The 24,278-nt window shown below is 74.8% G+C and carries 21 protein-coding genes; 10 read left to right on the top strand and 11 right to left on the bottom strand.

The genetic code is table 11. The features are described 5' to 3' along the window. Positions 1-186: 186 nt before the first annotated feature. Positions 187-1,368 (bottom strand): acyl-CoA dehydrogenase family protein, encoded by a 1,182-nt coding sequence (locus ACIQBJ_RS31760; RefSeq protein WP_400717562.1) that lies wholly within the window; start codon positions 1,366-1,368, stop codon positions 187-189. A 262-nt stretch (positions 1,369-1,630) separates the two neighbouring features. On the opposite strand from ACIQBJ_RS31760, the gene ACIQBJ_RS31755 reads away from it, so the two are divergent. After that, complete coding sequence (locus ACIQBJ_RS31755) at positions 1,631-2,332, top strand: DUF899 domain-containing protein (RefSeq protein ID WP_400717560.1); 702 nt, start codon at positions 1,631-1,633, stop codon at positions 2,330-2,332. Positions 2,333-2,433: 101 nt separating this feature from the next. Here ACIQBJ_RS31755 and ACIQBJ_RS31750 read toward each other — a convergent pair whose 3' ends face one another. Next, positions 2,434-3,315 (bottom strand): alpha/beta fold hydrolase, encoded by an 882-nt coding sequence (locus tag ACIQBJ_RS31750; RefSeq protein ID WP_400717557.1) that lies wholly within the window; start codon positions 3,313-3,315, stop codon positions 2,434-2,436. A 243-nt stretch (positions 3,316-3,558) separates the two neighbouring features. Beyond that, complete coding sequence (locus ACIQBJ_RS31745) at positions 3,559-4,965, bottom strand: MFS transporter (RefSeq protein WP_400717554.1); 1,407 nt, start codon at positions 4,963-4,965, stop codon at positions 3,559-3,561. A gap of 103 nt (positions 4,966-5,068) precedes the next feature. Between ACIQBJ_RS31745 and ACIQBJ_RS31740 the strand changes: the two genes are divergently transcribed. The 3 genes from ACIQBJ_RS31740 (at position 5,069) to ACIQBJ_RS31730 (ending at position 8,262) form a co-directional block, all read left to right on the top strand. Further along, on the top strand, positions 5,069-5,914 hold the full coding sequence (locus tag ACIQBJ_RS31740; protein WP_400717551.1) for a helix-turn-helix transcriptional regulator: 846 nt from the start codon (positions 5,069-5,071) through the stop codon (positions 5,912-5,914). A gap of 223 nt (positions 5,915-6,137) precedes the next feature. Beyond that, complete coding sequence (locus tag ACIQBJ_RS31735; protein ID WP_400717626.1) at positions 6,138-7,436, top strand: cytochrome P450; 1,299 nt, start codon at positions 6,138-6,140, stop codon at positions 7,434-7,436. A gap of 421 nt (positions 7,437-7,857) precedes the next feature. After that, the gene (locus tag ACIQBJ_RS31730; RefSeq protein WP_400717548.1) at positions 7,858-8,262 is read left to right on the top strand and encodes a hypothetical protein; all 405 of its coding nucleotides are present in this window, start codon (positions 7,858-7,860) and stop codon (positions 8,260-8,262) included. A gap of 41 nt (positions 8,263-8,303) precedes the next feature. Here the strand turns inward: ACIQBJ_RS31730 and ACIQBJ_RS31725 are convergent, their stop codons facing one another. After that, the gene (locus ACIQBJ_RS31725; RefSeq protein ID WP_400717546.1) at positions 8,304-9,497 is read right to left on the bottom strand and encodes an aminotransferase class V-fold PLP-dependent enzyme; all 1,194 of its coding nucleotides are present in this window, start codon (positions 9,495-9,497) and stop codon (positions 8,304-8,306) included. Positions 9,498-9,640: 143 nt separating this feature from the next. Between ACIQBJ_RS31725 and ACIQBJ_RS31720 the strand changes: the two genes are divergently transcribed. Continuing rightward, entirely contained in the window at positions 9,641-9,862 is a 222-nt protein-coding gene (locus tag ACIQBJ_RS31720; RefSeq protein ID WP_400717544.1) for a hypothetical protein, read from the top strand. A gap of 13 nt (positions 9,863-9,875) precedes the next feature. Here ACIQBJ_RS31720 and ACIQBJ_RS31715 read toward each other — a convergent pair whose 3' ends face one another. Continuing rightward, positions 9,876-11,042 (bottom strand): hypothetical protein, encoded by a 1,167-nt coding sequence (locus ACIQBJ_RS31715; protein WP_400717541.1) that lies wholly within the window; start codon positions 11,040-11,042, stop codon positions 9,876-9,878. Between the two features lie 226 nt (positions 11,043-11,268). Between ACIQBJ_RS31715 and ACIQBJ_RS31710 the strand changes: the two genes are divergently transcribed. From ACIQBJ_RS31710 to ACIQBJ_RS31695, 4 genes are read left to right on the top strand one after another with little or no spacing between them, the layout of a single operon-like run. Next, a complete protein-coding gene (locus tag ACIQBJ_RS31710) occupies positions 11,269-13,869 on the top strand; it encodes a HAMP domain-containing protein (RefSeq protein ID WP_400717539.1) in 2,601 nt (866 codons plus the stop codon). A gap of 19 nt (positions 13,870-13,888) precedes the next feature. Next, positions 13,889-15,289, top strand: coding sequence for a poly-gamma-glutamate synthase PgsB (gene pgsB / locus ACIQBJ_RS31705; protein WP_400717536.1), 1,401 nt, complete (start codon positions 13,889-13,891; stop codon positions 15,287-15,289). Continuing rightward, positions 15,286-15,768 carry a poly-gamma-glutamate biosynthesis protein PgsC/CapC gene (locus ACIQBJ_RS31700; protein ID WP_400717534.1) on the top strand — a complete coding sequence of 161 codons (483 nt, stop codon included), beginning with the start codon at positions 15,286-15,288 and terminating at the stop codon, positions 15,766-15,768. The genes pgsB and ACIQBJ_RS31700 overlap by 4 nt, the downstream gene beginning before the upstream one ends. A gap of 49 nt (positions 15,769-15,817) precedes the next feature. Beyond that, positions 15,818-16,897, top strand: coding sequence for a C40 family peptidase (locus tag ACIQBJ_RS31695; RefSeq protein WP_400717532.1), 1,080 nt, complete (start codon positions 15,818-15,820; stop codon positions 16,895-16,897). 33 nt (positions 16,898-16,930) lie between these two features. Here ACIQBJ_RS31695 and ACIQBJ_RS31690 read toward each other — a convergent pair whose 3' ends face one another. From ACIQBJ_RS31690 to ACIQBJ_RS31680, 3 genes are read right to left on the bottom strand one after another with little or no spacing between them, the layout of a single operon-like run. After that, positions 16,931-18,598 carry a dolichyl-phosphate-mannose--protein mannosyltransferase gene (locus ACIQBJ_RS31690; protein ID WP_400717529.1) on the bottom strand — a complete coding sequence of 556 codons (1,668 nt, stop codon included), beginning with the start codon at positions 18,596-18,598 and terminating at the stop codon, positions 16,931-16,933. Next, on the bottom strand, positions 18,595-18,936 hold the full coding sequence (locus ACIQBJ_RS31685) for a hypothetical protein (RefSeq protein ID WP_400717527.1): 342 nt from the start codon (positions 18,934-18,936) through the stop codon (positions 18,595-18,597). Before ACIQBJ_RS31685 ends, ACIQBJ_RS31690 begins: the two co-directional genes overlap by 4 nt. An 11-nt stretch (positions 18,937-18,947) precedes the next feature. Beyond that, entirely contained in the window at positions 18,948-19,463 is a 516-nt protein-coding gene (locus tag ACIQBJ_RS31680; protein ID WP_400717524.1) for a SigE family RNA polymerase sigma factor, read from the bottom strand. A 293-nt stretch (positions 19,464-19,756) separates the two neighbouring features. On the opposite strand from ACIQBJ_RS31680, the gene ACIQBJ_RS31675 reads away from it, so the two are divergent. Further along, positions 19,757-21,034: an MFS transporter gene (locus ACIQBJ_RS31675; RefSeq protein ID WP_400717522.1), complete on the top strand. Its 1,278-nt coding sequence runs from the start codon at positions 19,757-19,759 to the stop codon at positions 21,032-21,034. Between the two features lie 53 nt (positions 21,035-21,087). Here the strand turns inward: ACIQBJ_RS31675 and ACIQBJ_RS31670 are convergent, their stop codons facing one another. The 3 genes from ACIQBJ_RS31670 to ACIQBJ_RS31660 all read right to left on the bottom strand — a co-directional run bounded on the left by ACIQBJ_RS31670 (position 21,088) and on the right by ACIQBJ_RS31660 (position 24,270). After that, positions 21,088-21,858, bottom strand: a complete 771-nt coding sequence (locus tag ACIQBJ_RS31670; protein WP_400717519.1) for an NPP1 family protein — start codon at positions 21,856-21,858, stop codon at positions 21,088-21,090. A gap of 110 nt (positions 21,859-21,968) precedes the next feature. Beyond that, a complete protein-coding gene (locus tag ACIQBJ_RS31665) occupies positions 21,969-22,898 on the bottom strand; it encodes a hypothetical protein (protein WP_400717516.1) in 930 nt (309 codons plus the stop codon). 79 nt (positions 22,899-22,977) lie between these two features. Further along, positions 22,978-24,270, bottom strand: a complete 1,293-nt coding sequence (locus tag ACIQBJ_RS31660) for a YncE family protein (RefSeq protein WP_400717514.1) — start codon at positions 24,268-24,270, stop codon at positions 22,978-22,980. Positions 24,271-24,278 lie beyond the last annotated feature (8 nt).

Below are 24,278 nucleotides of genomic sequence, written 5' to 3'. Positions count from 1 at the left end.
GTGCGTGCTGGTGCCGGCGGGCGCCCCCGGCCGGTGCCGGCCGGATACGCCTTCGGGGGGGCGGGCGGGGGGGGGGGGGCGCCCCGCGGGGGGCGGGGGGGGGGGGGGGGGGGGGGGGGTGGGGGGGGGGGGGGGGGGGGGCCCCCCCGCCCCGGGGGGGGGGGGGGGGGGCCCCCGGCCGGCGGCTCAGATGTACAGGGTGTTGGGCTCCAGCCCGCACAGGACCCGGCCGTAGAGCTCGGCGTTGGTGTCCGGGTTGATCAGGGCGTGCAGCGCGACGGCCTGGATGTCGCGGGCGATCCGCTGGAGCGGGACGTCGAGGAAGATCGAGCTGCCGCCGCTGATGCTCACCAGGAGGTCGACGGCCTGCTTGGCGAGCCGGGTGGCCTCGCCCTGGTCGTTGCGGACCCGGGCCCGCTCCTCGGGCTTCCAGGGCTCGCCGGTGGCGGCCTTGGCGTCGACGGTCGCGGCGCCGCGCCGGGCGTGGAACTCCGCCTGGTCGATGCTGTTGACGGCCTCGGCGATCCGCAGGTGGGTGATCGGGGCCTCGCTCTGCACGGTGTAGTCGGTGTAGGTGATCTTCCGGCCGGGCAGCCGTTCGAAGAACGCCTCCAGGGCGGCCTTGGCCAGGCCGACGGCCACGCCGACGCCGGAGGCGGCGGCGACCAGCGAGGCCGGGGTCCGCCAGACCGGGGAGTCGGCGTTGGCCTCGGACAGGCCCTGCGGCCGCATCGCGGCGCTCATCGGGATGATCCGGTGCTCGGGGACGAACAGGTCCTCGGCGATGGTGGTGACGCTGCCGCTGCCGCGCAGCGCGCTGGTGTGCCAGTCGTCGACGAGCCGGAGGTCGCCGATCGGGACCAGGCCCATGATGGGCTCGGGTTCGGCGTCGGGGCGGAGCAGGATCGCGGCGATCTCCTGCCAGCCGGCGTGCCAGGCGCCGCTGACGAACTTCCAGGAGCCGTTGAGGACGACGCCGCCCTCGGTGGGGACGGCGGTGCCGGTGGGGCTGTTGGTGCCGCAGACCCGGGGGGCGGCGGAGCTGAAGACCTCGTCCTGGGCGCGGTCGGGGAACAGGCCGGCGATCCAGGTCGGGATCCAGAAGACCGAGGAGGTCCAGGCGACGGCGCCGTCGGCGCGGCCGAGTTCCATGGCGACCTCGACCAGGGTGCTGGTGTCGCACTCGTAGCCGCCGTGGCGGACCGGCGTCCGGAGCCGGAAGACGCCGGCCTCGGCGAGGGTGGCGACGGTCTCCTCGCTCAGCCGGCGGTTCTCCTCGGACCACGCGGCCTGTTCCCGGAGGACCGGCACCAGTGCGGAGACCCGTTCGACGATTTCTTCCCGGGTCGGTATTCCGGTGGACGACATCTTTTCCTCCTCGGTGTTTCGGTGGGGTGGGTGACCGGGCCGGAGCTGCCGTTGGCGCGGTCACCGGGAGGGTCACCGGGAAATGCTTTCACCGGACGGTGGGGGCCGACCTCTTCGGAATTGCCCGGTGCCGACGGAGAGGTGATTCCGCATTGGGCAACCAGGAGGAAATCCGCGGCGGCGGCGCGTGCCAGCCTGGCACGAGCACCCTTTCCGCCCGCCGCCGTCCGTGGTGGCGGGCGCCGTACGCCAGGAGGCAAGTGTGGAACTGTCGCCCATCGTGACCAAGGAGGAGTGGCTCGCCGCCCGCAAGGAGCTGCTGGAGCAGGAGAAGGAGGTCACCCGGGCCCGCGACGCGCTCTCGGCGGCCCGGCGGGCCCTGCCGCGGGTGCTGATCCAGAAGGACTACACCTTCGAGTCGCCCCAGGGCACGCTGACCCTGCTGGACCTCTTCCAGGGGCGCCGGCAGCTGATCGTCCGTCACTTCATGTTCGCCCCGGAGGCGGAGGCGGGCTGCCCGGGCTGCTCGATGCAGGCCGACTCGGTGGGGCACCTGGCCCACCTGCACAACCGCGACACCTCGTTCGTGATGGTGGCGCTGGCGCCGATCGCCAAGATCGAGGCGTTCCGGGCCCGGATGGGCTGGGACCTTCCCTTCGTGTCGTCCTTCGGGACGGAGTTCAACCGCGACTTCCAGGTCTCCACCGACCGGGGCGAGATCCCGGGCATCAGCTCCTTCATCCGGGAGGGCGACGCGGTGTACCACACCAACTCGGTGTACGACCGGGGCGGCGAGGTCACCCTGAACACCTACAACTACCTGGAGATGACGCTGCTGGGCCGGCAGGAGGAGGGGCTGGAGCGCCCCTGGGACTGGTGGCGCCTGCACGACAGCTACGAGGACGCGAACGCCAAGGGGCCGGGCGAGAACTGGTGGAACGGGCAGGACAAGTTCCGTTCCTGACGCTCCGTCCGCGCGTACGGAACAGCCCGGGTGGTCGACCACCCGGGCTGTTCCGTACGTGCGGCGGGCTCGGAGCGCGACGGGCCCGGAGCGCGGTGGGCTCAGAGTTCGCCGGCCAGGAAGGCCAGGACGAGGCGGTTGACCTCGGCGGGCCGCTCGACCAGGCCGACGTGGCCGGCGCCGGGGACCACCGCGGCGTGCGAGCCCGCGGGCAGGGTGGCGCGGACGGCGGCCAGCGCCTCGTCGGTGATGACGAAGCTGGGGTCCTCGGAGCCGAACAGGTTGAGGGTGGGGCAGTTCGGCGGGGCGCCCCAGACGGCGGCGTGCTCCTGGGCCCACTCGGGGGTGCCGAAGCGGTCGGGCGGGAAGGCCGTCCGGTAGAGGGCGAGGGCCGCGGCCAGGTTCTCGGGGGCGCGCAGGGCGTCCTTGGCGTGCTTGAGGTCCTCGGTGGCGTCGAAGCCGTCGGCGGTGAACTTCCGGTAGATCCAGTCGAGGTAGGCGAGGTCGTCGGCGGCGACGACCTGTTCGGCCACCGCGGTCTGGAAGAACCAGAAGTGGCTGAGCGCGTCGGTGCCGCGGGGGGTCAGGACCATCGGTCCGAAGACCGCGAACGGCGGCACGTCGCAGATCACGGCCTTCGCCCAGCGCCCGGCGTCCTGGGCGGCGCCCCAGGCGGCGGGGGCGCTGAAGTCGTGGCCGACCAGGACGGCGTCGCCGTCGCCGCCCAGCGCGTCGTGCAGGCCGTTCATGTCGGCCACCAGGTCGGCGATCGCGTAGGAGCCGTCCGGGGCGAGCCCGGAGGGGGCGAAGCCGCGCAGGTGGGGGGCGACGGCGCGGTAGCCGGCGGCGGCGAGCGCGGGCATCAGGTGGCGGTAGGTCGCCGGGGACATCGGGAATCCGTGCATCAGGAGGGCCAGCGGCCCTTCGCCCTGTTCCAGGTAGGCGAATTCGATGCCGTTGACGGTGGTTCTCTTCGCTTCCACTGCCGGGTCCGTTTCTCGGGTCGGGAGGGGGAATGCGCGCGGCGGCCGGATCGGAATTCGGCGGCGCGGCACGGCGACGGTGGAGCGGCCGGCGGGATGTCCCGTCGGCCGCTCCGTCGATCGCTCTCCGATGATCCCGGGGTTGCTCCCGGGCATCTTCTCCCTGGCTGCCGTGTTCGGTCGGCGGCGGTCCGGCGGGCCGTCAGTGGCCGTCAGTGGCCGTCAGTGGCCGCCGACGGGCCGTCAGTGGCTGGCGGCGGCCTGCGGGGCGGGGGCGGCGCTGTCCTCGGGGACCGGCTCGACCCGGGGGCGCAGGCCGATCCAGATCAGGCCGACCGCGACCAGGGTGACGGCCACGTCGACGGCGAGCGCGAGCCGGATGCCGTCGAGCTGGACGGCGCGGGTGGCGGCGACGGCGCTGAGGATCGGGATGCCGATGGTGACGGCGACCTGCTGGCTGAGCGCGGTGAGGCCGGTGGCGAGGCCCTGCTCGGAGTCGGGCAGGCCGGAGGTGGCGGTGACGGTGTAGGCGACGATCGAGGTGACGTGGCCGAAGAAGCTGATGAACAGGGCGGGCAGCAGCACGGCCAGCATGATCCGGTCGGTGCCGAGCAGGATCAGCGGGGCGGTGGCGAGGCCCTGGACGGACAGGCCGACGGTGAGCACGGCGCGGGTGCCGAAGCGGCCGATCATCCGGCCGGCGATGATGCCGGCGGCGACGGCGGCGAGGCCGGGGACGCCGAAGATCAGGCCGGTGATCAGCGGCGCGTAGTGCAGCACGTCCTGCAGGTAGAGGGTCATCAGGAAGATGAGCGCGCTCTCCATGGTGAAGACGACCAGGCCGGCGAAGTTGCCCCACTTGACGGTGGGCCGCTTGAGGATGCGCACCGAGGCGAGCGGGGCGGGGGCGCGCAGTTCGATCGCCCAGAAGACGCCGAGCAGCAGGACGCCGGCGGCGGCGATCAGCAGGCTGCGGTCGATGATGCCGTAGATGAAGGCGAGCAGGCCGGCGGTGACGGAGACGGCGCCGGGGACGTCGAGCCGGACCTTCTCGGGGGCGCGGCTGTCGGCGATCAGCCGGGGCGTGGCGATCAGGATGGCGATGGCCACCGGGACGTTGATCAGGAACGCCCAGCGCCAGCTGAGCAGGCCGACCAGGGTGCCGCCGACCAGCGCGCCGACGGTGAAGCCGCCGGACAGCAGGGCGCCGTTGAGGCCGAGGACCCGGTCGCGCATCGCGCCCTCGGAGAACGAGGTGGTCAGCAGGGAGAGGGCGGCGGGGGCGGCCATCGCGGTCGACAGGCCCTGCAGGACGCGGGCGGTGAGCAGCGGGGCGCCGCTGTCGGCCATGCCGCCGAGCACCGAGGCGAGGGTGAGCAGGGTGATGCCGGCCAGGAAGAGCCGGCGGCGGCCGAAGAGGTCGGCGATCCGGCCGAACAGCAGGGTGAAGCCGGCGGCGGGCAGGGCGTAGGCCGACGCTATCCACGGGAGCTCGTCGGCGGATATCCCGACCCCCGAACCGATCTGGGGCAGTGCGACGTTGAGGATCGAGAAGTCGACGGACAGCATGAACTGGGCGCCGAGCAGGACGAACATGGTCAGTCGCAGCCGGGTGGTCATGCGGTTCGACGCGTCGGGAGGCGTGGTCATGCGAGCAAGGGTGGGAGATCGTCCGCCGGTTAGCCAGACACCTGTTGTTCGTCCCACTGGGAAGGCTAGGCTTGCCAGTGCTCGCTTCAGCATAATGAGGCGCATGGATGAGCTCGGAAAATTCCTCAAGTCCCGTCGGGCCAGGCTTCTTCCGGCGGATGCCGGTCTCGGGCACTACGGGGAGCGCCGGCGGGTTCCGGGGCTGCGCCGGGAGGAGCTCGCCCAGTTGGCCGGGGTCAGTGCCTCCTACTACGCCCGGCTGGAGCAGGGGTTGGGGCAGAACGTGTCGGACGGCGTGCTGGATTCGCTGTCCCGGGCGCTGCGGCTGGACGAGACGGAGCACGCGCACCTGGTCGCGCTGGCCCGGCCGAACCGGGCGGCGGCCGGGCGGGTGCGCCGGGTGCCGCGTCAACTCCCGGTGGGGTTACGTCGGTTGATGGCGATGATGGACGAGGTGCCGGTGATGGCGCTCTCCCCGACGTCGGACGTGCTGGCCTGGAACCCGCTGGCGCGCGCGGTGTTCGGGCAGCAGGTGGAGGGTCTGCCGAACATGACGCGGCTGATCTTCCTCGATCCGCCGACCCGGGCGCTGTTCGCGAACTGGGAGGTGAAGGCGCGCTCGGTGGTGGCGCACCTGCGGATGGTGGCGGCGCGCTTCCCGGCGGACGGCCGGGTGCAGGCGCTGGTGGCCGAACTGTCGGCGGCCAGTGGCGAGTTCGGGGCGCTGTGGGAGGACCACTCGGTGGCGAACTGCGACTCGTTCACCAATGTGCTGCGGCATCCGCAGGTGGGTGAGCTGACGCTGTTCCAGGAGGTGCTGCGGACGGAGGAGCCGGAGCTGATGCTGGTGGCCTTCACGGTGGAGCCCGGTTCGCCCTCGGAGTCGGCGCTGCGGCTGCTGGGGGCGCTGGCCGCGGAGCGGGCGGACCGGCGGGTGGTGGTCTCCTGAGCCTGCCGTTTCCCAACTCGCACTGTTTCGACTGCTGTTGACGGTGTGTCAGGAAGACGGGGGCGCGGCCGGGGGCGCGCCGGGGGCATGCGGGGGCCGGAGCAGTGCGCGGTCGACAAGTGACGGACGGTCACTCATTCTCGAACACACGTGCGTTGCCGTTGTGTCGACCCGTGTGAAGGAGCCTCTCGTGGAGCGTCAGTCGGAGAACCGTCCGGCCCCGCTGAACCGCCCCCTGACGTGCCCGTTCGCCCAGCCCGCGCTCGTCCTGGACCCGACCGGTCGGTCCCGGGGCGCCGAGACCGCCGAACTGATCGCGCGCGGGCCCGTCTCGCCCGTCGACGTCCTGGGCGTGCGGGCCTGGTCCGTGTCCGACCCCGAACTGCTGGAGTCCCTGCTCAAGGACCCGAGGATCGCCAAGAACGCCCCGCTGCACTGGCCCGACTACGAGGCGGTGGCGGCCGGTTGGCCGCTGGCGCTGTGGGTGGCGGCCCGCAACATGTCCACCACCGACGCCGACCACCACCGCCGGCTGCGCCGCCTGGTCAGCGGGGTGCTGACGCCCCGTCGGGTCGCCGCGATGGCCGGGCGGGTGGAGGGGATGACGGCCGGGCTGCTCGACCGGGTCGCCGCCGCCGGGGCCGACGGGGCGCCGGTGGACCTGCGGCGGCTGCTGGCCCGGGCGCTGCCGATCCTGGTCGTCTCGGACCTGCTCGGGCTGCCGGAGGAACTGCGCGAGGACTTCGGCCGATACGTCGAGGGGGTCTTCGACACCACCCTCTCCCCCGAGCGGTCGCAGGCCAACAGCGTGGCCCTGTACACGGTGATCGCGGAACTGGTGGCGGGCCTGCGCGAGCGGCCCGGCGACGACATGACCTCGCTGCTGATCTCCGCCCGCGACACCGAGGGCGACGGCGGCGCCCTCACCGAGGACGAACTGCTCGACACCGTCATGCTGGTGGTCGCCGCCGGCTACGAGACCACCGTCAACCTGATCGACCACACCGTCGCCCTGCTGCTCGCCCACCCCGACCAGCTCGACCTGGTCCGGGCCGGCAAGGCGGACTGGGACGACGCGGTCGAGGAGGCGCTGCGCCTGGAGTCGCCGCTGGCCCACGTGCCGATGCGCTACGCCCTGGCGGACCTCGACCTGCCGGGCGGGGTGACGGTGCACCGGGGCGAGCCGGTGCTGGCCTCCTACGGGGCGGCGGGCCGCCACCCGGACCGGTACGGGGCCGACGCCGCGGAGTTCGACGTCACCCGGGAGGCCAAGGACCACCTCGCCTTCGGCCACGGCCCGCACTTCTGCCTGGGCGCCCCGCTCGCCCGCCTGGAGGCCCGCACCGCGGTGCGGGCCCTGTTCGAGCGCTTCCCGCGCCTGGCCCTCGTCCCGGGCACCGTGCTGGAGCCGGTCGACTCGCTGATCTCCAACGGGCACCGCGCCCTGCCGGTCCTGCTGGACGGCGACGGGGCCGGGGCCGGGGCCGGCGGGGACGGCGGGGACGAGGGCGGGGTCCGCTAGACGCCGCGCAGCACGATGTCCACGGCTGCCCGGCCCGGGGCGGGCGGCGAGACGGGGCAGGCGGGCCTTCCCCCAACCTCGTTGGCCCGCAGGACCGTTGACTGCTCGTGACCGGTCGGGCGGCGGTTTCCGACCGGTTCGGGCGGCGGGCGGGGAGTGGTGGGCGGGGCGGCGTTTGCGGACGGCGGGCGGATGGGTACACGCCCGGTGATCGAGGAGATGAGGTGGCAACCATGGCCGGGACCAGAATCGTCCGACGACCCGCACCGCAGCGCCCGCTTCCGCCGCTCGACCTGCGCACCCCTTCGGGGCGCCCGCTGCCGTACTGACACCGCACCGACGCCGTACCGGGCCGACCGCACCGGGGCGGGCCCCCGCCCCGGTGTCGGGGGGCTCCGCGGGGTGCTGACAGGATGGCCGGATGGACGACGACACCGTTCCCACCAGGGCCGAGCTGGTCCGGTTCTACCTCGACACGCTGGCCGCCCGGATGGAGCCGGAGGAGTTCCGGCTGCTGGGGCGACTGGTCCGGCGGGCCGTCGTCTCGCTGGCCGACCCCGACGAGGAGCACCTGATCGAGGTCCCGGCCGAGGACGCCGCCCGCCTCACCCCCGAGGTGCAGAACGAGCTGCTCGCCGTGCTGTCCATCGTCGCCACCGGCACCATGGAGCACCAGCTGGTGGACCTGGGCGACGGCGCGACCACCGTGCTGGACACGGCCGCCGCCAACGATCCGGAGATGGTCGGGCGGATGCGCGAGTGGAACGCCCGCCGCCGTGCTGCCGGGCGGGCCCGGGCGGAGGAAGCGGCGGCACAGGGCGGGTGATGTCCCGTCGGTGCTGCGGTCCGCTCAGCCTTGCGGTCCGCTCAGCCCTGCGGTCTGCCACCGCCGGGCGCGGGGAGGGCTCCGGCCAGGCGGTCGAGCTCGTCCTCGGTGTTGTAGTAGTGCACGGAGGCGCGGACCACCTGGTCGAGCCCGCGCTCCTCGAAGTCCCAGCGCGCGGAGTGGACGGTGGAGACGGAGACGTTGACGCCGTCGGCCCGGAGGCCGCGGGCGACGTCCTCGCTGCGGTGGCCCTCGACGGTGAAGGTGACGATGCCGCACCGGCGCGCGCCCCGGTCGTGCACCCGTACGCCGGGCAGCGACCGCAGGCGGGTGCGCAGTTCCGTCGCCAGGTGGGTGATCCGCTCCTCGATCGCGTCCAGGCCGAGGGCGAGGGCGTAGTCCGCGGCGACGCCGAGGCCGATCCGGCCGGCGCAGTTGCTCTCCCAGTTCTCGAACCGGCGGGCGTCGGCGCGGACCCGGTAGTCGTCGGCGGCGGTCCAGCTGGCGGCGTGCAGGTCCAGGAACGGGGGTTCGAGTTCGGCGCGGACCCGGGGCGAGCAGTACAGGAAGCCGGTGCCGCGCGGGCCGCGGAGGAACTTGCGGCCGGTCGCGCTGAGCAGGTCGCAGCCGATCTCGCCGACGTCGACCGGGAGTTGGCCGACGGACTGGCAGGCGTCCAGCAGGTAGACCACGCCGGCCTCGCGGGCCACCCGGCCGACCTCGGCGGCGGGGTTGACCAGGCCGCCCTGGGTGGGCACGTGGGTGAGCGCGATCAGCCGGACCCGCTCGTCGACCGCCGCGCGCAGCGCGTCCACGTCGATCTGGCCGTGCGCGTCGTCGGGGACGACCTCGACCCGGACGCCGTGGCGGCGGGCGGCCTGCAGGAAGGAGATGGCGTTGCTGGCGTACTCGGCCCGGGAGGTCAGGATGCGGTCGCCGGCCTGCCAGGGCAGGGAGTGGAAGGCCAGGTCCCAGGCCTGGGTGGCGTTCTCCACCAGCGCGATGTCGTCCCGGCCGGCGCCGATCAGGCGGGCCAGCGCGTCGTAGGTGTGCTCGACCCGCCCGGCCCGGGCGTCCGCGGCCTCGTACCCGCCGGTCTCCTCCTCCAGGCGGAGGTGTTCGATCACGGCCTCGACGACCGGGCGCGGCGGCAGGGCCGCGCCCGCGTTGTTGAGGTGCACCACCTTGGCGACCCCGGCCGTCTCCCGGCGGACCCGCTCGACGTCGATCGGCATGCTCTTCCCTCTCCGGTCGGACCCTGCTGCGGTGTGCGGCACCCCTACTGAGGGAGAGGTTCCGGTGGTAACCATGAACGATGAAGCCGGAATTTCGCACGAGGGACAACCGTACTGTTCGTTTCGGGGACCACGTCTGGGCGGTGAACGGTGACGGTCCGTTCGTCATCACGGGGTGGCTCCCGCACAGCAACCGCAGCCACCTGCAGTTGAACCTGGTGGGCGGCGGGCCGAGCGGCTCCATGATGGTCCACACCCCGGAGGACATCACGTTCTACTACTTCGCGGTCGAGCCCAGCGCGGCCGAGAGCGACAACGCCCTCGCCGAGATCCGGAAGCGGGCGATGCGGAACCTCGGACTGTAGCCCCGGGGCGCGGTCACGGCCGGGGCGGGGCGGCCGTCCAGGAGCGGGCGGTGGCGGCGAGGGTCGCGGCGACCCGGCCGCGCAGGTCGGGTTCGGTGCGCAGCCGGGTGGCGAGTTCGACGTGCAGCCAGGGGACGCCGAGGCCGGCGGCGAACCGGCCCTCCACGTTGGTGGTGCCCTCCAGTTGGCCGCAACTGTCCTTCCAGGCGCGGCAGATGTTCCAGCCGTCGGCGGCCAGGCCGGCGGCGGTCAGTTCGGCGGCCGGGCCGGCCGGGGCGGTGCCGGTGGAGACGACGGAGTCCTGTCCGGCGAGGCTGGCCTCGTCGAAGCCGTGCACCTGGATGCCGGGCAGGCCGCGGGTGGCGAGTCCTTCGAGGACCGCGGCGAAGACGGTGTCGGCGCGGTGCGCCGGGTCGGAGGCGCCGTCCGGGTCGGCCCGGCGGTGGGAGCCGGCCAGCACCATGATCCCGCCGGGGGCGGCCCGGAAGACCTCCACGCCGAGGTTCTCGGTCCGGGAGTCGGCGACGGGGTGCGGCACCTGGAGCGTCCAGGACGGGTGGGGCACGGACAGGTCGATGTAGACCCGGCCCCAGCCGCGCCGGCCCTCGGACTGCGGGGCGGCGTCGGCGATCTCGGCGGTCCGTCGGCCGGTGGCGCTGTCGGTGAGTTCGGTGATCCGGTAGTCGGCCTTGGCCAGTTCGGCGGTGGCCTCCTCGGTCCGGCCCTGGGCGGCGAGGGCGACGCCGTCGGCGACGGCGCGGCGTTGGGCGGCGGTCGGGGCGCGGTACCCCGTGCCCGCGACGAAGGGCGAGGTGAAGGCCGACACCCGGGCTTCGAGGTCGGTGCCCCGGCCGCTCGGCGCGGTGTCGCCGCCGGTGGCGGCGGGGCCGGCCGGGGCGGGTCCGCCGCCCCGGGCGAGCAGGGTGAGCACGAGGGCGAGGGCGACGAGGGCCGCGAGTCCGCCGCCGGCGGCGAGCGCGAACCGCCGGGCGCGGCGCTGTTCCTGCTGCTCCGGCCGCTGTTCCTGCTGCGGGCCCCGGGGGTCGGCGGAGTGGGACGGCGGGAAGGCGGGCGGCGGCGGGTACGCCTGCGGCGGGACCGCGGCGGGGGGCGGGAAGGTGCTGCCGCCATGGCCGGGTCCTGGGCGTGCGCCCCCGACGGGGGTGTCCTCGGCGTCCATGCCGGAGAACCTATCGCGTCCGGTGGCTGGTTCCTGACGGTTCGCCATGCCCAGATCAAGGCTCTTTCCCCGCTCGGGACATCTGCTTTACCCGATCTACACCTTCCTGTAACCGATGAATTTCCGTTCACACGAAAGCAGCACATACGATCATCGGGTTTTCAGACAAGCCAGTGGCCGAGTTACGGGGGTACCTCACGGCCGCGCGACCCCGATATGAGGCCGTGTGAGTGCCCCCAGTCCCCCGCGCCAGCACCGGTACCGCCGACGGGCCGACATGCCGCTGCTCGGTGGCATCCGCCCGCCGATCGTGCTGCTGCTGATCCTGCTCACGGCCGTCTCGGCGGTCACCGCCCTCGCGGTCGGGGGCCTGCGGGTGGACGAGACCCCGCTGGCGGTCCGCGAGGCGCACCAGTACACCGCCGAGGACACCGCGTCGGTGCTGCACTCCCGGGTCCGGGAGAGCGTCGCCGACCTCGGCCGGGCCGCCGCCCGCTACGACGACGAACCCGGCGAGCCGGCCGCCGTCGTGGCCTCGCTCGGCCGGGCGTACCAGAAGTGGCGCGGCCTCGTCCTGGTCCGGCCCGCCGACGGCCGGCTGCTGGCCGCCCGCGGCGAGACCGTGCCGCTGGCCGGGCTCGACCTCGGCACGATCACCGACACCGCCCCCGCGCCGATCGTCGTCCCGTCCGCCAACGGGAACCGGTTGCTGACCTTCGCGCTGGTCTCCACCACCGCCGACGGGGCGTCCGGCGGCACGAAGAACACCGCGACCGGCACCCCGACCGGCGGCGGGACGGGCAGCACCGCGGGGACGGGCGGCACCGCCACCGGCGGCGCGGCGGACGGCCGGGCCGGCGGCAAGGCGCTGCTGATCGCCTCCGACACGCTGCGGCTGTCCGGCACCTCCGCCCGCAAGGACCAGACCGTCGAGGTGCTCGACCGTTCCGGCGCCGTCCTGGACAGCACCGGTACCCCGCTGACCGCTGCCGGCGACAAGCAGATCGTGGCCCTCGCCGTGCACCGGGCCGCCGGGCGGCCCGCCCCCGGCGCGGTCGTCTCCGGCCACCTGGACGGGCCGTCCGAGACCGCCGGGGCCCGCCGCCTGGTCGGCTACGCCTCGCTGACCAGCGCCGACGACCGCGACCCGGTCAACGCGCTCGGCCTCACCGTCGTCTCGACCTCCACCGCGACCGGCAAGCCCGGCACGCTGCGCCACCCCGCCCTCGGCTTCGCCGCCGCGGGGGCGCTGCTGCTGCTCGCCCTGCTGCTGCTCCGGTTCCTGCTGCGCACCGTCCAGCGCCCGCTGCTGCGGCTGTACGGCGAGGCCCGCCGATTGGACCGGGGCGAGCTGGACGCCCCGGTGTCCGGCCCCACCCGCGGCGAGGCCGGGCGGATCGCCCGCGCGCTGGAGGAGGTGCGGCTGCAGCTGCGCGACCCGTCCCGCCCCGCCCCGCCGCGGCCGCCCCGCCGTCGGCGGCCGGGCCTGGCCCTACCGCTGGGGCTCTGCGCCGCACTGATCCTCGGCTGGTGCGTGCCGCTGATGACGCTGGGCGGCGACCGCACCACCGCGCGCGTCCCGGACCAGGTGCTGGAGGGGCAGCGCGACCGCACCGACGACACCGCCGACCGGGTCCGCCAGGCGCTGAACGAGAGCCGGGCCGACCTGCGCGCCGCGGCCCCCGCCGTGGCCGCCGCCCTGGACGCCGGGCAGACCGCCCGGGCGACCGCGCTGCTGCGCGCCACCCTCGACTCGCACGAGCGCTACCGCTCGCTCTACGTCCTCGACGCGCAGGGCCGGGCCCTCGCGGTCGCGGGCGAGGCCCCGCACCGCACCGGCCCCGAGGCGGTCGGCCCCGGCGGCGTGCTGCTGCTGAACAGCTCCGGCAAGGAGCCGCGGGTGGCCGCCCGGGTGCGCCTGGACGGCGCGGACGAGTCCGCGGACGACCCGGCCGCGCCCGCCGCTCCGGCGGGCACCTCGGCGAGCCCCGCCCCCGGGGCCCCGGCCGCCGGCGCCGCCGCGAGCCCGTCGCCCGCCGCCACGGCGCACCCGTCGGCGGGTCCGTCCGCGCACCCGTCCGCCACGGCGGGCGCGACCCCGAACGCGACCGCCGGTGCGGCCACCGGTCCGGCCAACGGCACGGCCAGCGGCACGGCCGCCGACGCGAGCGCCGGTCCGGCCGGGCCGCTGCTGGTCGGCGAGTTGCGTTCCGACGTGCTGACCGGCCTGCTCAGCCGCAACGGGCTGGGCCGGGTCTGGCTGGTCGACGACCGCCGCCGCGTGATCGCCGCGAACGAGGCGTTCGTCTCCTTCGGCGACCTCCCGGACGGCCGGGCCGCCAAGCTGGTGGACCGGGCCGACAAGAAGGGCGTCGGCGACGTGGTCCGGGACGGCGGCGACCCGGTCGTGCTGGCCGCCGCCCCGCTGGCCGCCGCCGGCAACCTGCGGGCGCTGAACTGGTCGGTGGTGACCGCGCACCCGGTCTCCTGGCTGCACCTGGACCAGAACCGGGCCGACCGGCGCGCGGTGCTGTCCGGGATGCTCGGCCTGACCGCGGCCGCGCTCTGCCTGGGCTGGCTGTTCATCGTGGTCGGGCTGCCGCTGCGCCGGCTCGCGGACGGCGCGGAGGCGCTGGCCGCCGGCGACCGCCGCACCGTGCTGTACCCCGTGCACCACGACGAGGTCGGCGCGGTGGCCCGCAGCCTGGAACTGCTCCGCCAGGACCTGGAGTACGCCGCCCGCCGCCCCGCCGGCCCGGCGCCGTCCTCCCCCTCCCCCGTCTCCGCCCCCGCTCCGACCGGCGCCCGCGCCGGGCACGGCCACTGACCCCGCCGAGGGACCACGCGTGCTCTTCCTCTACCTCGTCCTGCTGGCCTGCTGCGCCGTGCTGCTGGTCGCCGGGATCGTCGAACAGCGGCGGCACTTCGCCTCGCTGGAGCAGATCCCCACCCGGGTGCTGGTCAACGGCATCCGCGGCAAGAGTTCCATCACCCGCCTGTGCGCGGGCGCGCTGCGCGGCGGCGGGCTGGTCACGGTCGCCAAGACCACCGGCACCGCGGCCCGGTTCATCCACCCGGACGCCACCGAGGAGCCGGTCTACCGCAAGTTCGGCATCGCCAACGTGGTCGAGCAGATCGGCATCGTCCGGCGGGCCGCCGCGTACCGTCCGCACGCGCTGGTGATCGAGTGCATGGCCGTCATGCCCGCGCTCCAGGAGGTCAACCAGACCAAGCTGATCCGCTCGACCATCGGCGTGCTGTGCAACGTCCGCGAGGACCACCTCGCCGAGATGGGCCCGACCCTGGACGACGTCGCCCGCTCGCTGTCGCGGTCGATGCCGATCGGCGGCGTGGTCGTCACCGCCGAGCAGGAGCGCGCCCACATCCTGCGCGAGGAGGCGGCGAAGCGGAACTGCGAGCTGATCGTGGTCGACCCGGAGACGGTCAGCGACGAGGAGCTGCGCGGCTTCTCCTGGTTCACCTTCAAGGAGAACGTGGCGATCGCGCTGGCCGTCGCCGAACTGGTCGGCATCGACCGGCAGACCGCGCTGCAGGGCATGTGGCAGGCCCCGCCGGACCCCGGTGTGCTCTCGGTCGAGCGCTACCGCACCGAGGACGGCAAGCGGCTGCGCTTCGCCAACGTCTTCGCGGCGAACGACCCGGAGTCGACGCTGATGAACGTCGCCCAGTTGGAGGGCCTCGGCGCGATCCACCGGCCGCTGAACGTCGTCGTCAACTGCCGCCCGGACCGGGTCGAGCGCAACGGGCAGATGGGCCAGATCGTCCCCGACCTGGCCCCGGACACCGTCTTTCTGATCGGGCACCCCACCAAGAGCGCCCGCGACGGGATTCCCGCCGACTGGCGGGGCCGGATCGTCGACCTCGGCGGCGACCGCCGCGACCCGGCCGAGCTGACCGCCGCCCTGCTCGCCGAACTCGGCCCGGACTCCTCGCTGGTGGCGATCGGCAACATCCACGGCCAGGGCGAGCTGTTCCTGGAGGAGCTGGCCCGGCTCGCCCCCGACGACGCCCCCGACGACACCCCCACCCCCGCCGCCGAGGAGTACGGCGAGTACGGCGAGTACCGCGGGCAGCCAGAGCAGCACGTGTACGACGAGCACGGCGGGCGGTTCGTCCAGCAGCAGGACCCGCCGACCGTGGGCCTGCGGGTCCCCCGGCCCGTCCACCCCCAGCACGAGCAGTACCCCCACCAGCAGCAGTACCGGCCCTACGGAGACCAGCCGTGATCCCCACCGTCCTCACCCCGGACATCGCCGCGATCGGCATCGCGCTGGGTCTGGTGTTCTCCCTGGTCTGCTACCTGACCACCAACCTGTCCCCGGGCGGCATGATCACCCCGGGCTGGCTGGCCCTCACCCTGGTCGAGGACCTCACCCGGGTGGCCATCGTGATCGGTGTCACGGTGATCGCCTTCTTCGCCACCAAGCTGCTGCAGAAGCTGGTGATCCTGTACGGGAAGCGGCTGTTCGCGGCGGTCGTGCTGACCGGCGTGCTGCTCCAGGCCACCGCCACCCTGCTGCTGCGCCAGGAGCTGCCGACCCTGTACGCCAACCAGACGCTGGGCTTCATCGTGCCGGGCCTGATCACCTACCAGCTGGTCCGCCAGCCCAAGGCGGCGACCCTGATGTCGACCTCCACGGTGACCCTGGCCACGTACGTGGTGCTCACCGCCGGCGTGCTGCTGGGCGCCCTGCCCGGCACCTGAGCCGACCCGACCCCCGCCTCCGCCCCCACCCCTCGCCAGGACGTCGCCCATGCCCCGTTCGACCGTGCTCAACACCGCGCTCGTCGCGGTGCTGCTGGCCACCAGCACCTACCTGACCGTGGAACTGCGCGCGCAGGGGCGGTCCGAGGGGGCGGGGAAGCTCCCGACCCTCACCCTGGTCCAGCCCCCGGCCGCCGCCGCGGCGGCCGCGCCGACCGCCGCCGCCTATCAGTACGAGCGGCTGACCTCGCCGGGCCGCACCGTGGTCCGCGGGCCGGGCGGCGCGATCCTGGCCACCCTCACCGACGGCGCCCGCACCGCGACCCTGGCCGGTCCGGGCCGGACCTTCAGCGAGCCGGGCACCACGGACGCGAAGGTGGTCACCGACGCCTGGGTCCGGCTGCTGCCGCAGAACTGGCAGGCCGGGGCGGAGTCCCAGGAGTGGTTCCGGACCTGGCTGGGCAAGCAGCTCGGCTCCACCGAGGACGACGTGCTGGCGGTGGCCGTGCAGTACCTGACCGGGGCCCCGGCCGCCAAGGACGGCAAGGGGGTGCGGTTCCGGGGCGACGCCTCGTTCGGACCGCTCAACCCGAACGGCTCGGAGGGCAACGACCTGCGCCTGGAGCAGACCGACTTCTTCGACTACCTCGGCGTGCCGTACACCTTCGCCGACAAGGTCACCCGCAAGCCCGACAAGGTCCGCTACGGGGCCTTCGACTGCTCGGGCTTCGTCCGCATGGTGTACGGCTACCGCTCCGGCTTCCCGATGCTCAGCGCCGACGTCGCGGGCCCGGGCCTGGCCCGCACCGCGAACGGCCTGGCCCGGCTCGGCCCGGGCGTCCCGGTGCTGCCGCTGACCACCCTGCCCGGCTCGGAGACCACCGTGCGCCCGGCCTCGATCGACCCGCTGCTCCCCGGCGACCTGGTGTTCTTCGAGATCGACGCCCGGACCGGCGCCCGGCTCGACCACGTCGGCATCTACCTCGGCCTCGACACCGACGGCCACCCGCGCTACATCTCCAGCCGCGAGGAGGCGGACGGCCCGACCTTCGGCGACAAGGGCGGCACCGCCCGCCTCGACGACAACGGCTACTACGCCCGCGGCCTGCGCAGCGCCAAGCGGCTCTGAGCGCCCCGGCCCGCGGGCGACGGGGCGGGCGGGTCAGAACCAGGTGCCGAGCCAGAGGTGGGAGCGCCAGTCGGTGTAGGGGATCGTCCGCGCCGTCCAGAGCGGGAGGAAGTCGGCGAAGTTCCAGCCGATCAGCAGGACGAGCGCCGCCGCGGCGGCCGTGCCCCGCAGGCGGCGGGTGGCGGTGGCGCCCGGCGGTCCCGGCAGGGCGGCCAGGGCGGCGGTCAGGGCGAGGCAGAGGAAGGGCACCAGGACGACGGCGTAGAAGGAGAAGACCGTCCGGTCCTGGTACAGGAACCAGGGCAGGTAGCCGGCCGCCGCCCCGCACAGGACCGCGCCCGAGCGCCAGTCGCGCCGCAGGGCCCAGCGGTACAGCAGGTAGCCGGACGCGGCGCAGGCCGACCACCACAGCAGCGGCGTCCCGAGGGCCAGGACCGTCTGCACGCAGCCGTCCGGGCCGGGGCAGTCGGCCGTGCCCGCCGGCACCTGGACGTGGTGGAACAGCACGGGGCGGCCGAGGACGGGCCAGCTCCACGGGTTCGACTGGTAGGAGTGCGGGGAGTGCAGGCCGATGTTGAACCGGTACACCTCCGCCTCGTAGTGCCACAGGCTGCGCAGCGGGGCCGGTATCCACGACCAGGGGCCGCCGCGGCCGTCCGCCCAGTGCCGTCCGTAGGCGAGGTCGGAGCGGAACCAGCCGGTCCAGGTCGCCAGGTAGGTCAGCGCGGCGACGGCGAGGAGGGCGGCGGCCGACGGGGTGTCCCGGCGCAGCACGGCCCGGTAGGGGTGGCGGGCGCCCGCGGTGCGGCGGGCTCCGGCGTCCCAGAGCAGGGTGAGGAGCAGGAAGGCGGCGAGGAAGTAGAGGCCGTTCCACTTGACCGAGGCGGACAGGCCGAGGAACGCTCCGGCCGCGAGCCGCCAGGGGCGCGGGCCGGTCCCGGCCCGGTCGGCGGACGGGGGCGAGGGCGGGGAGGCGGTCGGGGCAGCGGGGCGGTCGGCGAGGGTTGCGGCGAGGCGGGCCCGGGTCCGGTCGCGGTCGAGGAGCAGCGAGCCGAACGCCGCGAGGGCGAAGACCATCACGAAGAGGTCGAGCAGCGCGGTCCGGCTGAGCACCAGGTGCAGGCCGTCCACCGCCATCAGCGCCCCGGCCAGGCAGCCCAGCAGGGTGGAGCGGAACAGGCGGCGGCCGATCCGGCAGAGCATCAGGACCGAGAGGGTGCCGAGCGCCGCGGCCGCGAAGCGCCAGCCGAACGGGCCGAGTCCGAACATCCACTCGCCGAGGGCGATCACCCACTTCCCGGCCGGCGGGTGCGCGACGAACGCCCCCGGGTCGGACAGCGGGACGGTCTGCGGGTCGGCGAGGATCTGCGGGTCGGCGACCGTCCGGTCCGGCCAGCTGCCCTCGTAGCCGAGCCGCAGCATCGACCAGGCGTCCTTGGCGTAGTACGTCTCGTCGAAGACCAGTGCGCGCGGGGTGTCCAGCCGCCAGAAGCGCGGCAGCCCGGCGAACAGCGCGACCAGCAGCGCGGGTACCCATCCGGAGCGGCGCGTCGTCCGGTCCGGCCAGGGCGCGACCAGCCGCTCGTGCACGGAGGTCCGCAGGGGCGCGACGTATCCGGCGCGGCGCAGCCGGACGGCCCACGGGAGGGGCGGCTGCCCGGCGGGCGGGCGGGGGGCGGTGGTGGTGTTCTCGCGGCTCACGGGGTGGCACAGCTCCCGGTCGACGGGCAGGGGGTGCGGTGGTCGGGGGCCACCGCCGTAGCCGTGGTCGCCGTGGTGGCGGCCGTCGCTCCGGCGGAGGCGAGCGGGTGGGGGACGGGGGCGGCGGGGGCGCCCGGGGAGAGCGGGCCGGTGGCGAGCAGCAGGGCGGCGCAGAGTCCGGCGGCCGCGAGGCCGGTGCCGACGGCCGCCCGGGTCGCGGCGGTCCGGTGGCGGGCGCGGACCCCGGCGCGCAGCCGGTCCCGGTGGCGGTCCTGGTAGGGCGTGTCCTCCCGGGTGTCGCGCATCATCCGGGCGAGTTCCTGCTCGAAGCGGTCCACGGTTTCCTTCCTCAGCTCTCGACCGGGGCGGCCGTCCCGGCCAGCAGGTGCCGGAGCCGGGCGACGCCGCGGGCCGTCAGTGACCTGGCGGTGCCCAGCGGGCATCCCAGCGCCTCGGCGACCTGACGTTCCGGCAGGTCCTGGTAGTAGCGCAGCACCACGGCGGCGCGCTGCCGGGCCGGGAGCAGGGCGAGTGCCGCCTCCAGCCGGGTCCGCTCGTCGACGGCGGCGGCCTCGTCGGCCGGTCCGGGCGGGTCGGGCAGCCGTTCGACGGGCCGTTCGCCCCACCAGCGCCGCCGGGCCGAGCGGGCGGCGGCCCGGGCCAGCACCGTGCGGAGGTACGCCTCGGGGGCCTGCTCGCCGATCCGGGGCCAGGCGAACCACAGCTTGACCAGGGCTTCCTGCAGCAGGTCCTCGGCCCGGTGGCGGTCGCCGCCGACGAGCAGCCGCGCCAGGTGGAGCAGTGTCGGCCAGCGGTCCGCCACGAAGCGGTCGAACCCGTCGCCGCGTGCCTCTCCTCCCCGCACTCCCGCCCCTCTCCCCCGCCGGTTCCCCGTCGGTCCCGTTGCTCTGCCGCGCCGCGCCGCCGGGGTGCCGGAGCGCCTGCACCCTGTTCAAGGCCCTGGGGTCCGCGCGGCTATCCACTCCACTGCCGTGACCTGTGTCACACCGCGGGCGGGGTGGTGCGGGAACGGTCCTCCCCGCAGCGGATTGACGGCTCGACAGGTGCGGCGGGGGCGGGCATCCTCTCCCGGGGCGATCTTGCCCCCGGCCGTGATCGACCCCCGATCGGCCTCCGATCGACCTCCTGGAGTACCGCGTGAGCCGGAGCAGCACCCTGTCCCCCGACGTCCCTCCGGAGGCCGCCGCCCCGGACGGCCGGTCCTGGGCGGTGCGGCGGGGGCTGCTCCTGGAGTCCGGTCCGCGGCGCCGGCTGGCTCTCGGCGGCTTCGTCAACCAGCTCGGCACCGCGGCCTTCCTGGCGACGGCTCCGCTGTACGCGATGCGGGTGATCGGCCTGTCCGTCGGTCAGGTCGGGGTCGGGCTCGGGGTCGCCGGGCTGGTCGGCCTGCTCGCCGGTCCGCCCGTCGGGCACCTCGCCGACCGGCGCGGCCCGAACGGCGTCTTCCTGGTGACCCTGCTGGTGCAGGCGGCGGCCATGGTGTCGCTGCTGTTCGCCCACTCGTTCGTGGCGTTCATGCCGGCGGTGGCGGTGACCGATCTGGCCGGCGCCTCGGGGGGTGCGGCGCGCGGTCCGATGATCCGCCGGTTCGGCGGTGACGAGGTGCCGAGGTTCCGCGCCTACCTGCGTTCGCTCGCCTTCCTGGCCAGTACTTTCGGCGCGCTGGCCGCCGGTGCGGTGATCCAGTGGGACTCGGCCTCCGTCTACCGGGCGCTGATCCTGGCCAACGCCCTGACCTTCGTCGGCTGCGCGGCCGTCGTGCTCCGGCTGCCCCGGCTGGAGCCGCTGCCCGCCTCGCCCGGGTCGGACCGCCGGCTCGCGCTGAAGGACCGGCCCTACCTGGCGTTCGTCGTGCTGGACGGTTTCCTGTGGGTCCAGGGCGAGGTGATCACCTACGCGCTGCCGCTGTGGGTGGTCCTGCACACCGGTGCGCCGCGCTGGTTCACGGGTGTCGCGCTCGCCGTCAACACCGTGCTGGTGGTGCTCCTCCAGGTCCGCACCGGCCGCGGCGTCACGGGCGGCCGGGCCGCGGGCCGGGCCACCCGCCGCGCCGGGGTGGCCTTCCTGGTCGGCATGGCGGTGATCGCGGTGGCCCCGGGCCTGCCGGGCTGGGCCGCCGCCGCGGTCATGACGGCGGGTGTCGCGGTCCACACGGTGGGCTCGCTCTGGCACGCGGCCGGGTCGATGGAGCTGCGGTTCCGGCTGGCCCCCGCGCACGCGCAGGGGCAGTACTCCGGCGTGTTCGGCGTCGGCATGGGCCTGTGCTACACCGTCGCCCCCGCCCTGCTCGGCCTGCTCTGCCTGGGCTGGGGCGCCCCGGGCTGGCTGGTCGTGGGCGGGCTGTTCGTCGCGGCGGGCGCCGCCATGCCGTTCGTGGTCCGCTGGGCCGGCCGGTCCCGGGAGCTCGGCGGCTGAGCCCCCGTCGGGCGTTTGGGGGTCGGAGCCGTCGGGCGTGGGGATCGGAGCCGTCAGGCGTTGGGGTCGAAGGGGAGGCCCGCGGGCATGGAGTGGGCCAGGGCGTACTGGAAGGGGCCGTCGCCGATCTTGATGGTGGCGGCGCCGAAGTCGGCCGCCAGCAGCTTGTCGCGGTAGCCGGCGGGGTAGCCGTCCCAGCCGACCAGGCGGGGGGAGAACCAGGCGCCGGTGGCGTTCTCGGGCGGTTCGTCGTTGGTGTTGGCGAACCGGAAGTCGTGGGTGGAGACGCCGTCCTTGTGGTAGACGATCTTCGGGTGGGTGCCGTCGAAGCGGATCGCCGAACGGGCGGCCACCTGGTAGCCGCTGTGCTGGGAGACCGAGACGTACTGGACGGTGTCGTCCTTGATCCAGACCACCACGTGCTCCCAGTCGTGGCGGTGCCCGATCGCGGCGGGGCCGAGGGTGGCCTGGTCCTTCTCGAAGTAGCTGGCGTACACGACGGCGCACCAGCCGTTGTTGCACTTGGCCCGCGAGTAGGTGTTGGAGTCGGCGAGCTGGGCGTAGTCGTGGCAGTGGCCGTTGACGTCGCCGCCGAGCTTCAGCCCGGGGTTGAGGGTGCCGTCGAGGCCGATCGCGGCGGTGGCGTAGCAGCCGTCCTTGTCGTAGTCGTAGGCCGGGGAGAAGGTCTGGTCGAGGCCCGGGGCGTTCTGCGGCAGCCTGGTCAGCACGGCGGCGTCGGCGGTGGCGGGGACGGCGACGACGAGTGTCAGGGCGCCGGCCAGGCCGAGCAGGGTCCTGACGGGGGCGCTCGGTGTGCGCTTCATGGTTCCTCACTCGGTCCGGGTGGGGCGGGGAGGGTGGCGCGGGCCCGACGGCCCGGGCGCAATCTAGAAGCGCCGCATGCTCGCGTCAAGCCTGGAAGAAAGTCCCCGGATCACCAGGAGCCCCGGACGTCCTCGAAGCTCTCGAAGTCCTCGAAGCTCTCGAAGAAGTGGCGGTCCGTCAGGTGGCTGGGCTCGAAGCCGAGTCCGACCTCGGTGAGCATCCGGGCGAGGAACTCGGCCGGCCCGCAGTCGAAGCGCCGCCACGCGCCGGTGTGGCCCGCGCGGACCAGCACGGGCCAGTCGGCCGGGTCGGGCGCGCCGGTCCGCCAGGTGAAGTCGGTCTCCTGCTCGGAGGCGCCCCAGCGGAGCAGTCCGCCGGGTGCCGGGAAGGCCGGGTGCGGGGCGAACAGGTCGGCGGGCATCCCGGTGGCCCAGCGCAGGAGGTCCAGGCCGTCGGCGCCCGGGGTGAGCAGGTCGACGTAGCCGTCGAAGCCGCCGGGGCCGAAGGTCTCGACGAGTTCCCGGTAGTCGGGCGGCAGGGCGGTGCCCAGCGCGGCCTCCACCGCCGGCCAGTCGACGGCGGGGCGGGGCCGCGGCGTCCACTCCGTCAGCGCGGCCAGGCACTCGACCCAGCTGCTGGTCTCGGGGAGGCCGGCCCGGGCGGGGTCGGGGCGGTCCGCGACGACCAGCACCGGCCCGCTGCCGGTGGCGGTGGCGGTCCGGCCCAGGCCGATCCAGTGCGCCCGGTGTCCCCAGGCGGAGAGGTCGAGCAGTTCCCCGCCGAACGGTTCCAGCAGCGCGCCGCCCCGTTCCCGGGTGGCGTCCGGGGCGACGGCGCCGTCCCGGGCCAGGCTCCGGGGCCGGCCGGCCCGCTCCCCCAGCGCGTCCCGGAGGGCGGCCAGTTCGGCCGGGTCGGTGTCCGCGGGGAGCGGGTGGGCGACGGGGCGCTCCCGGCGCTCGGTGCGGTGACCGCCCGTCAACTCCTCCAGGAGCGCGAGGAGGTCGACGGGCGGCCCGGCGGGGTGCGGCGGGGTCGGCATCGGGCCAGTCAACCAGGCCCCCTGCCGCCGCGGCCGGTCCGCCCCGGGGCGGGGAGGGCGGCCGAGGGGTGACGGCCCGTCAGCCCGCCTGCGGGCCGGTCCAGTCGGCGGGGACGTGGCCGAGGCGGACCCGCTGGGGGTGGTCGCCGACGGGGACGGAGGAGGTGACCCGGCCGGTGGCGAAGTCGATGGCGGTGACCCGGTCGGCGCCGCTCTCCGAGATGACGCAGGAGGCGCCGTCGCCGCTGACCGTCGCCCAGTAGGGCTTGACGGCGGGTACCAGCGGCCCTTCCTGGAGGGTGGCGCGGTCGACCACGGTGGCGTAGTCGTCCATCGTCCCGGCCACGCAGAGCCGGTCGCCGGCGGGGCTCATCGCCAGGCCGTGGTGGCGGGAGTCGTTGACCCAGGTGGTGCGGTCCTCGCTGGTGGCGGGGTTCTTCGGGAGGGTCTTGACCCGGGTGACGCGGTCGGTGGCGACGTCGTACTCGACGAAGCCGTTGAAGAACGAGACCTGGAAGTACAGCGTCGAGCCGTCGGGGCTGAACGCGGCGGGGCGCACCGCGTTCGACAGGTCGGGGCGGCCGAAGGCGTCCAGCCGTTGGCGCATGTCGATGGTGCGCACCGTCCGGAAGGTGTCGGCGTCGACGACGGTGATGTGCCGGTCGCCCTTGGTCCAGTCGAGCCACGGGGCGTCGAGGGCGGTGGTGACGTCGCCGATCGACATGTTCCAGATCTGCCGGCCGCCGTCGGTGAACAGGTTCTCGTGCGGTTTGTCGCCGGTGGCGAAGGAGCCGAGTGGGCGGCCGGTGGCGACGTCCAGCACGTGCACGGTGTTGGCGGTGGAGGCGGAGACCGCGACCCGGGTGCCGTCGGGCGACAGGGCCATGTGGTCGGAGCGGTAACCGGCCACCGGGAAGCGCCAGTTGATCCGTCCGGTGGCGAGGTCGAGGGAGACCACGTCGGCGAAGCTGGGGCGGGAGACCACCACGGCGGTGCCGTCGGGGGTGGCGTACATGTCGTCGACGAACTGGTCGTGGCCCTCCCCGGGGCCGAGCCGGACGCCGAGGAAGTAGCCGAGCTTGACGGGGTTCAGGTAGATCTCGGCGAGCCGCTGGTCCTTGTCGGGGATCACGTTGATCCGTCCGATCCGGGACAGCGCGCCGCGCGAGGTGATCACGTCGGCGGTGCCGTCCCAGTTGTTGCCGACGAACATCACCTCGCGCAGCGGGGTGGCGGAGGCGGCGGTCGGGGCGGCGGGGGCGGCCTCGGCGCGGGCGGCGCCGGCCGTGCCGGGCAGGGCGAGGGCCAGCACGGCGGCGGTCGCGGCGAGTTGCCGGAGCCGGCGGGTCCGCCCGGCGGGGGTTCGGGGCATCGGGACTC

This window comes from Kitasatospora sp. NPDC088391 (genome assembly GCF_044753345.1).
In the GTDB taxonomy this organism is placed as follows: Bacteria; Actinomycetota; Actinomycetes; order Streptomycetales; family Streptomycetaceae; genus Kitasatospora.
The sequence above is the reverse complement of the archived record's forward strand: the minus strand, read 5'-3'. Positions and strand labels throughout refer to the sequence as shown.

Bases quoted from the DNA above. Each gene is read 5' to 3' on its own strand.
- ACIQBJ_RS31760 (WP_400717562.1), bottom strand. From the start codon at position 1,368: ATGTCGTCCACCGGAATACCGACCCGGGAAGAAATCGTCGAACGGGTC.
- ACIQBJ_RS31745 (WP_400717554.1), bottom strand. From the start codon at position 4,965: ATGACCACGCCTCCCGACGCGTCGAACCGCATGACCACCCGGCTGCGA.
- ACIQBJ_RS31740 (WP_400717551.1), top strand. From the start codon at position 5,069: ATGGATGAGCTCGGAAAATTCCTCAAGTCCCGTCGGGCCAGGCTTCTT.
- ACIQBJ_RS31730 (WP_400717548.1), top strand. From the start codon at position 7,858: ATGGACGACGACACCGTTCCCACCAGGGCCGAGCTGGTCCGGTTCTAC.
- ACIQBJ_RS31725 (WP_400717546.1), bottom strand. From the start codon at position 9,497: ATGCCGATCGACGTCGAGCGGGTCCGCCGGGAGACGGCCGGGGTCGCC.
- ACIQBJ_RS31715 (WP_400717541.1), bottom strand. From the start codon at position 11,042: ATGGACGCCGAGGACACCCCCGTCGGGGGCGCACGCCCAGGACCCGGC.
- ACIQBJ_RS31695 (WP_400717532.1), top strand. From the start codon at position 15,818: ATGCCCCGTTCGACCGTGCTCAACACCGCGCTCGTCGCGGTGCTGCTG.
- ACIQBJ_RS31670 (WP_400717519.1), bottom strand. From the start codon at position 21,858: ATGAAGCGCACACCGAGCGCCCCCGTCAGGACCCTGCTCGGCCTGGCC.
- ACIQBJ_RS31665 (WP_400717516.1), bottom strand. From the start codon at position 22,898: ATGCCGACCCCGCCGCACCCCGCCGGGCCGCCCGTCGACCTCCTCGCG.
- ACIQBJ_RS31660 (WP_400717514.1), bottom strand. From the start codon at position 24,270: ATGCCCCGAACCCCCGCCGGGCGGACCCGCCGGCTCCGGCAACTCGCC.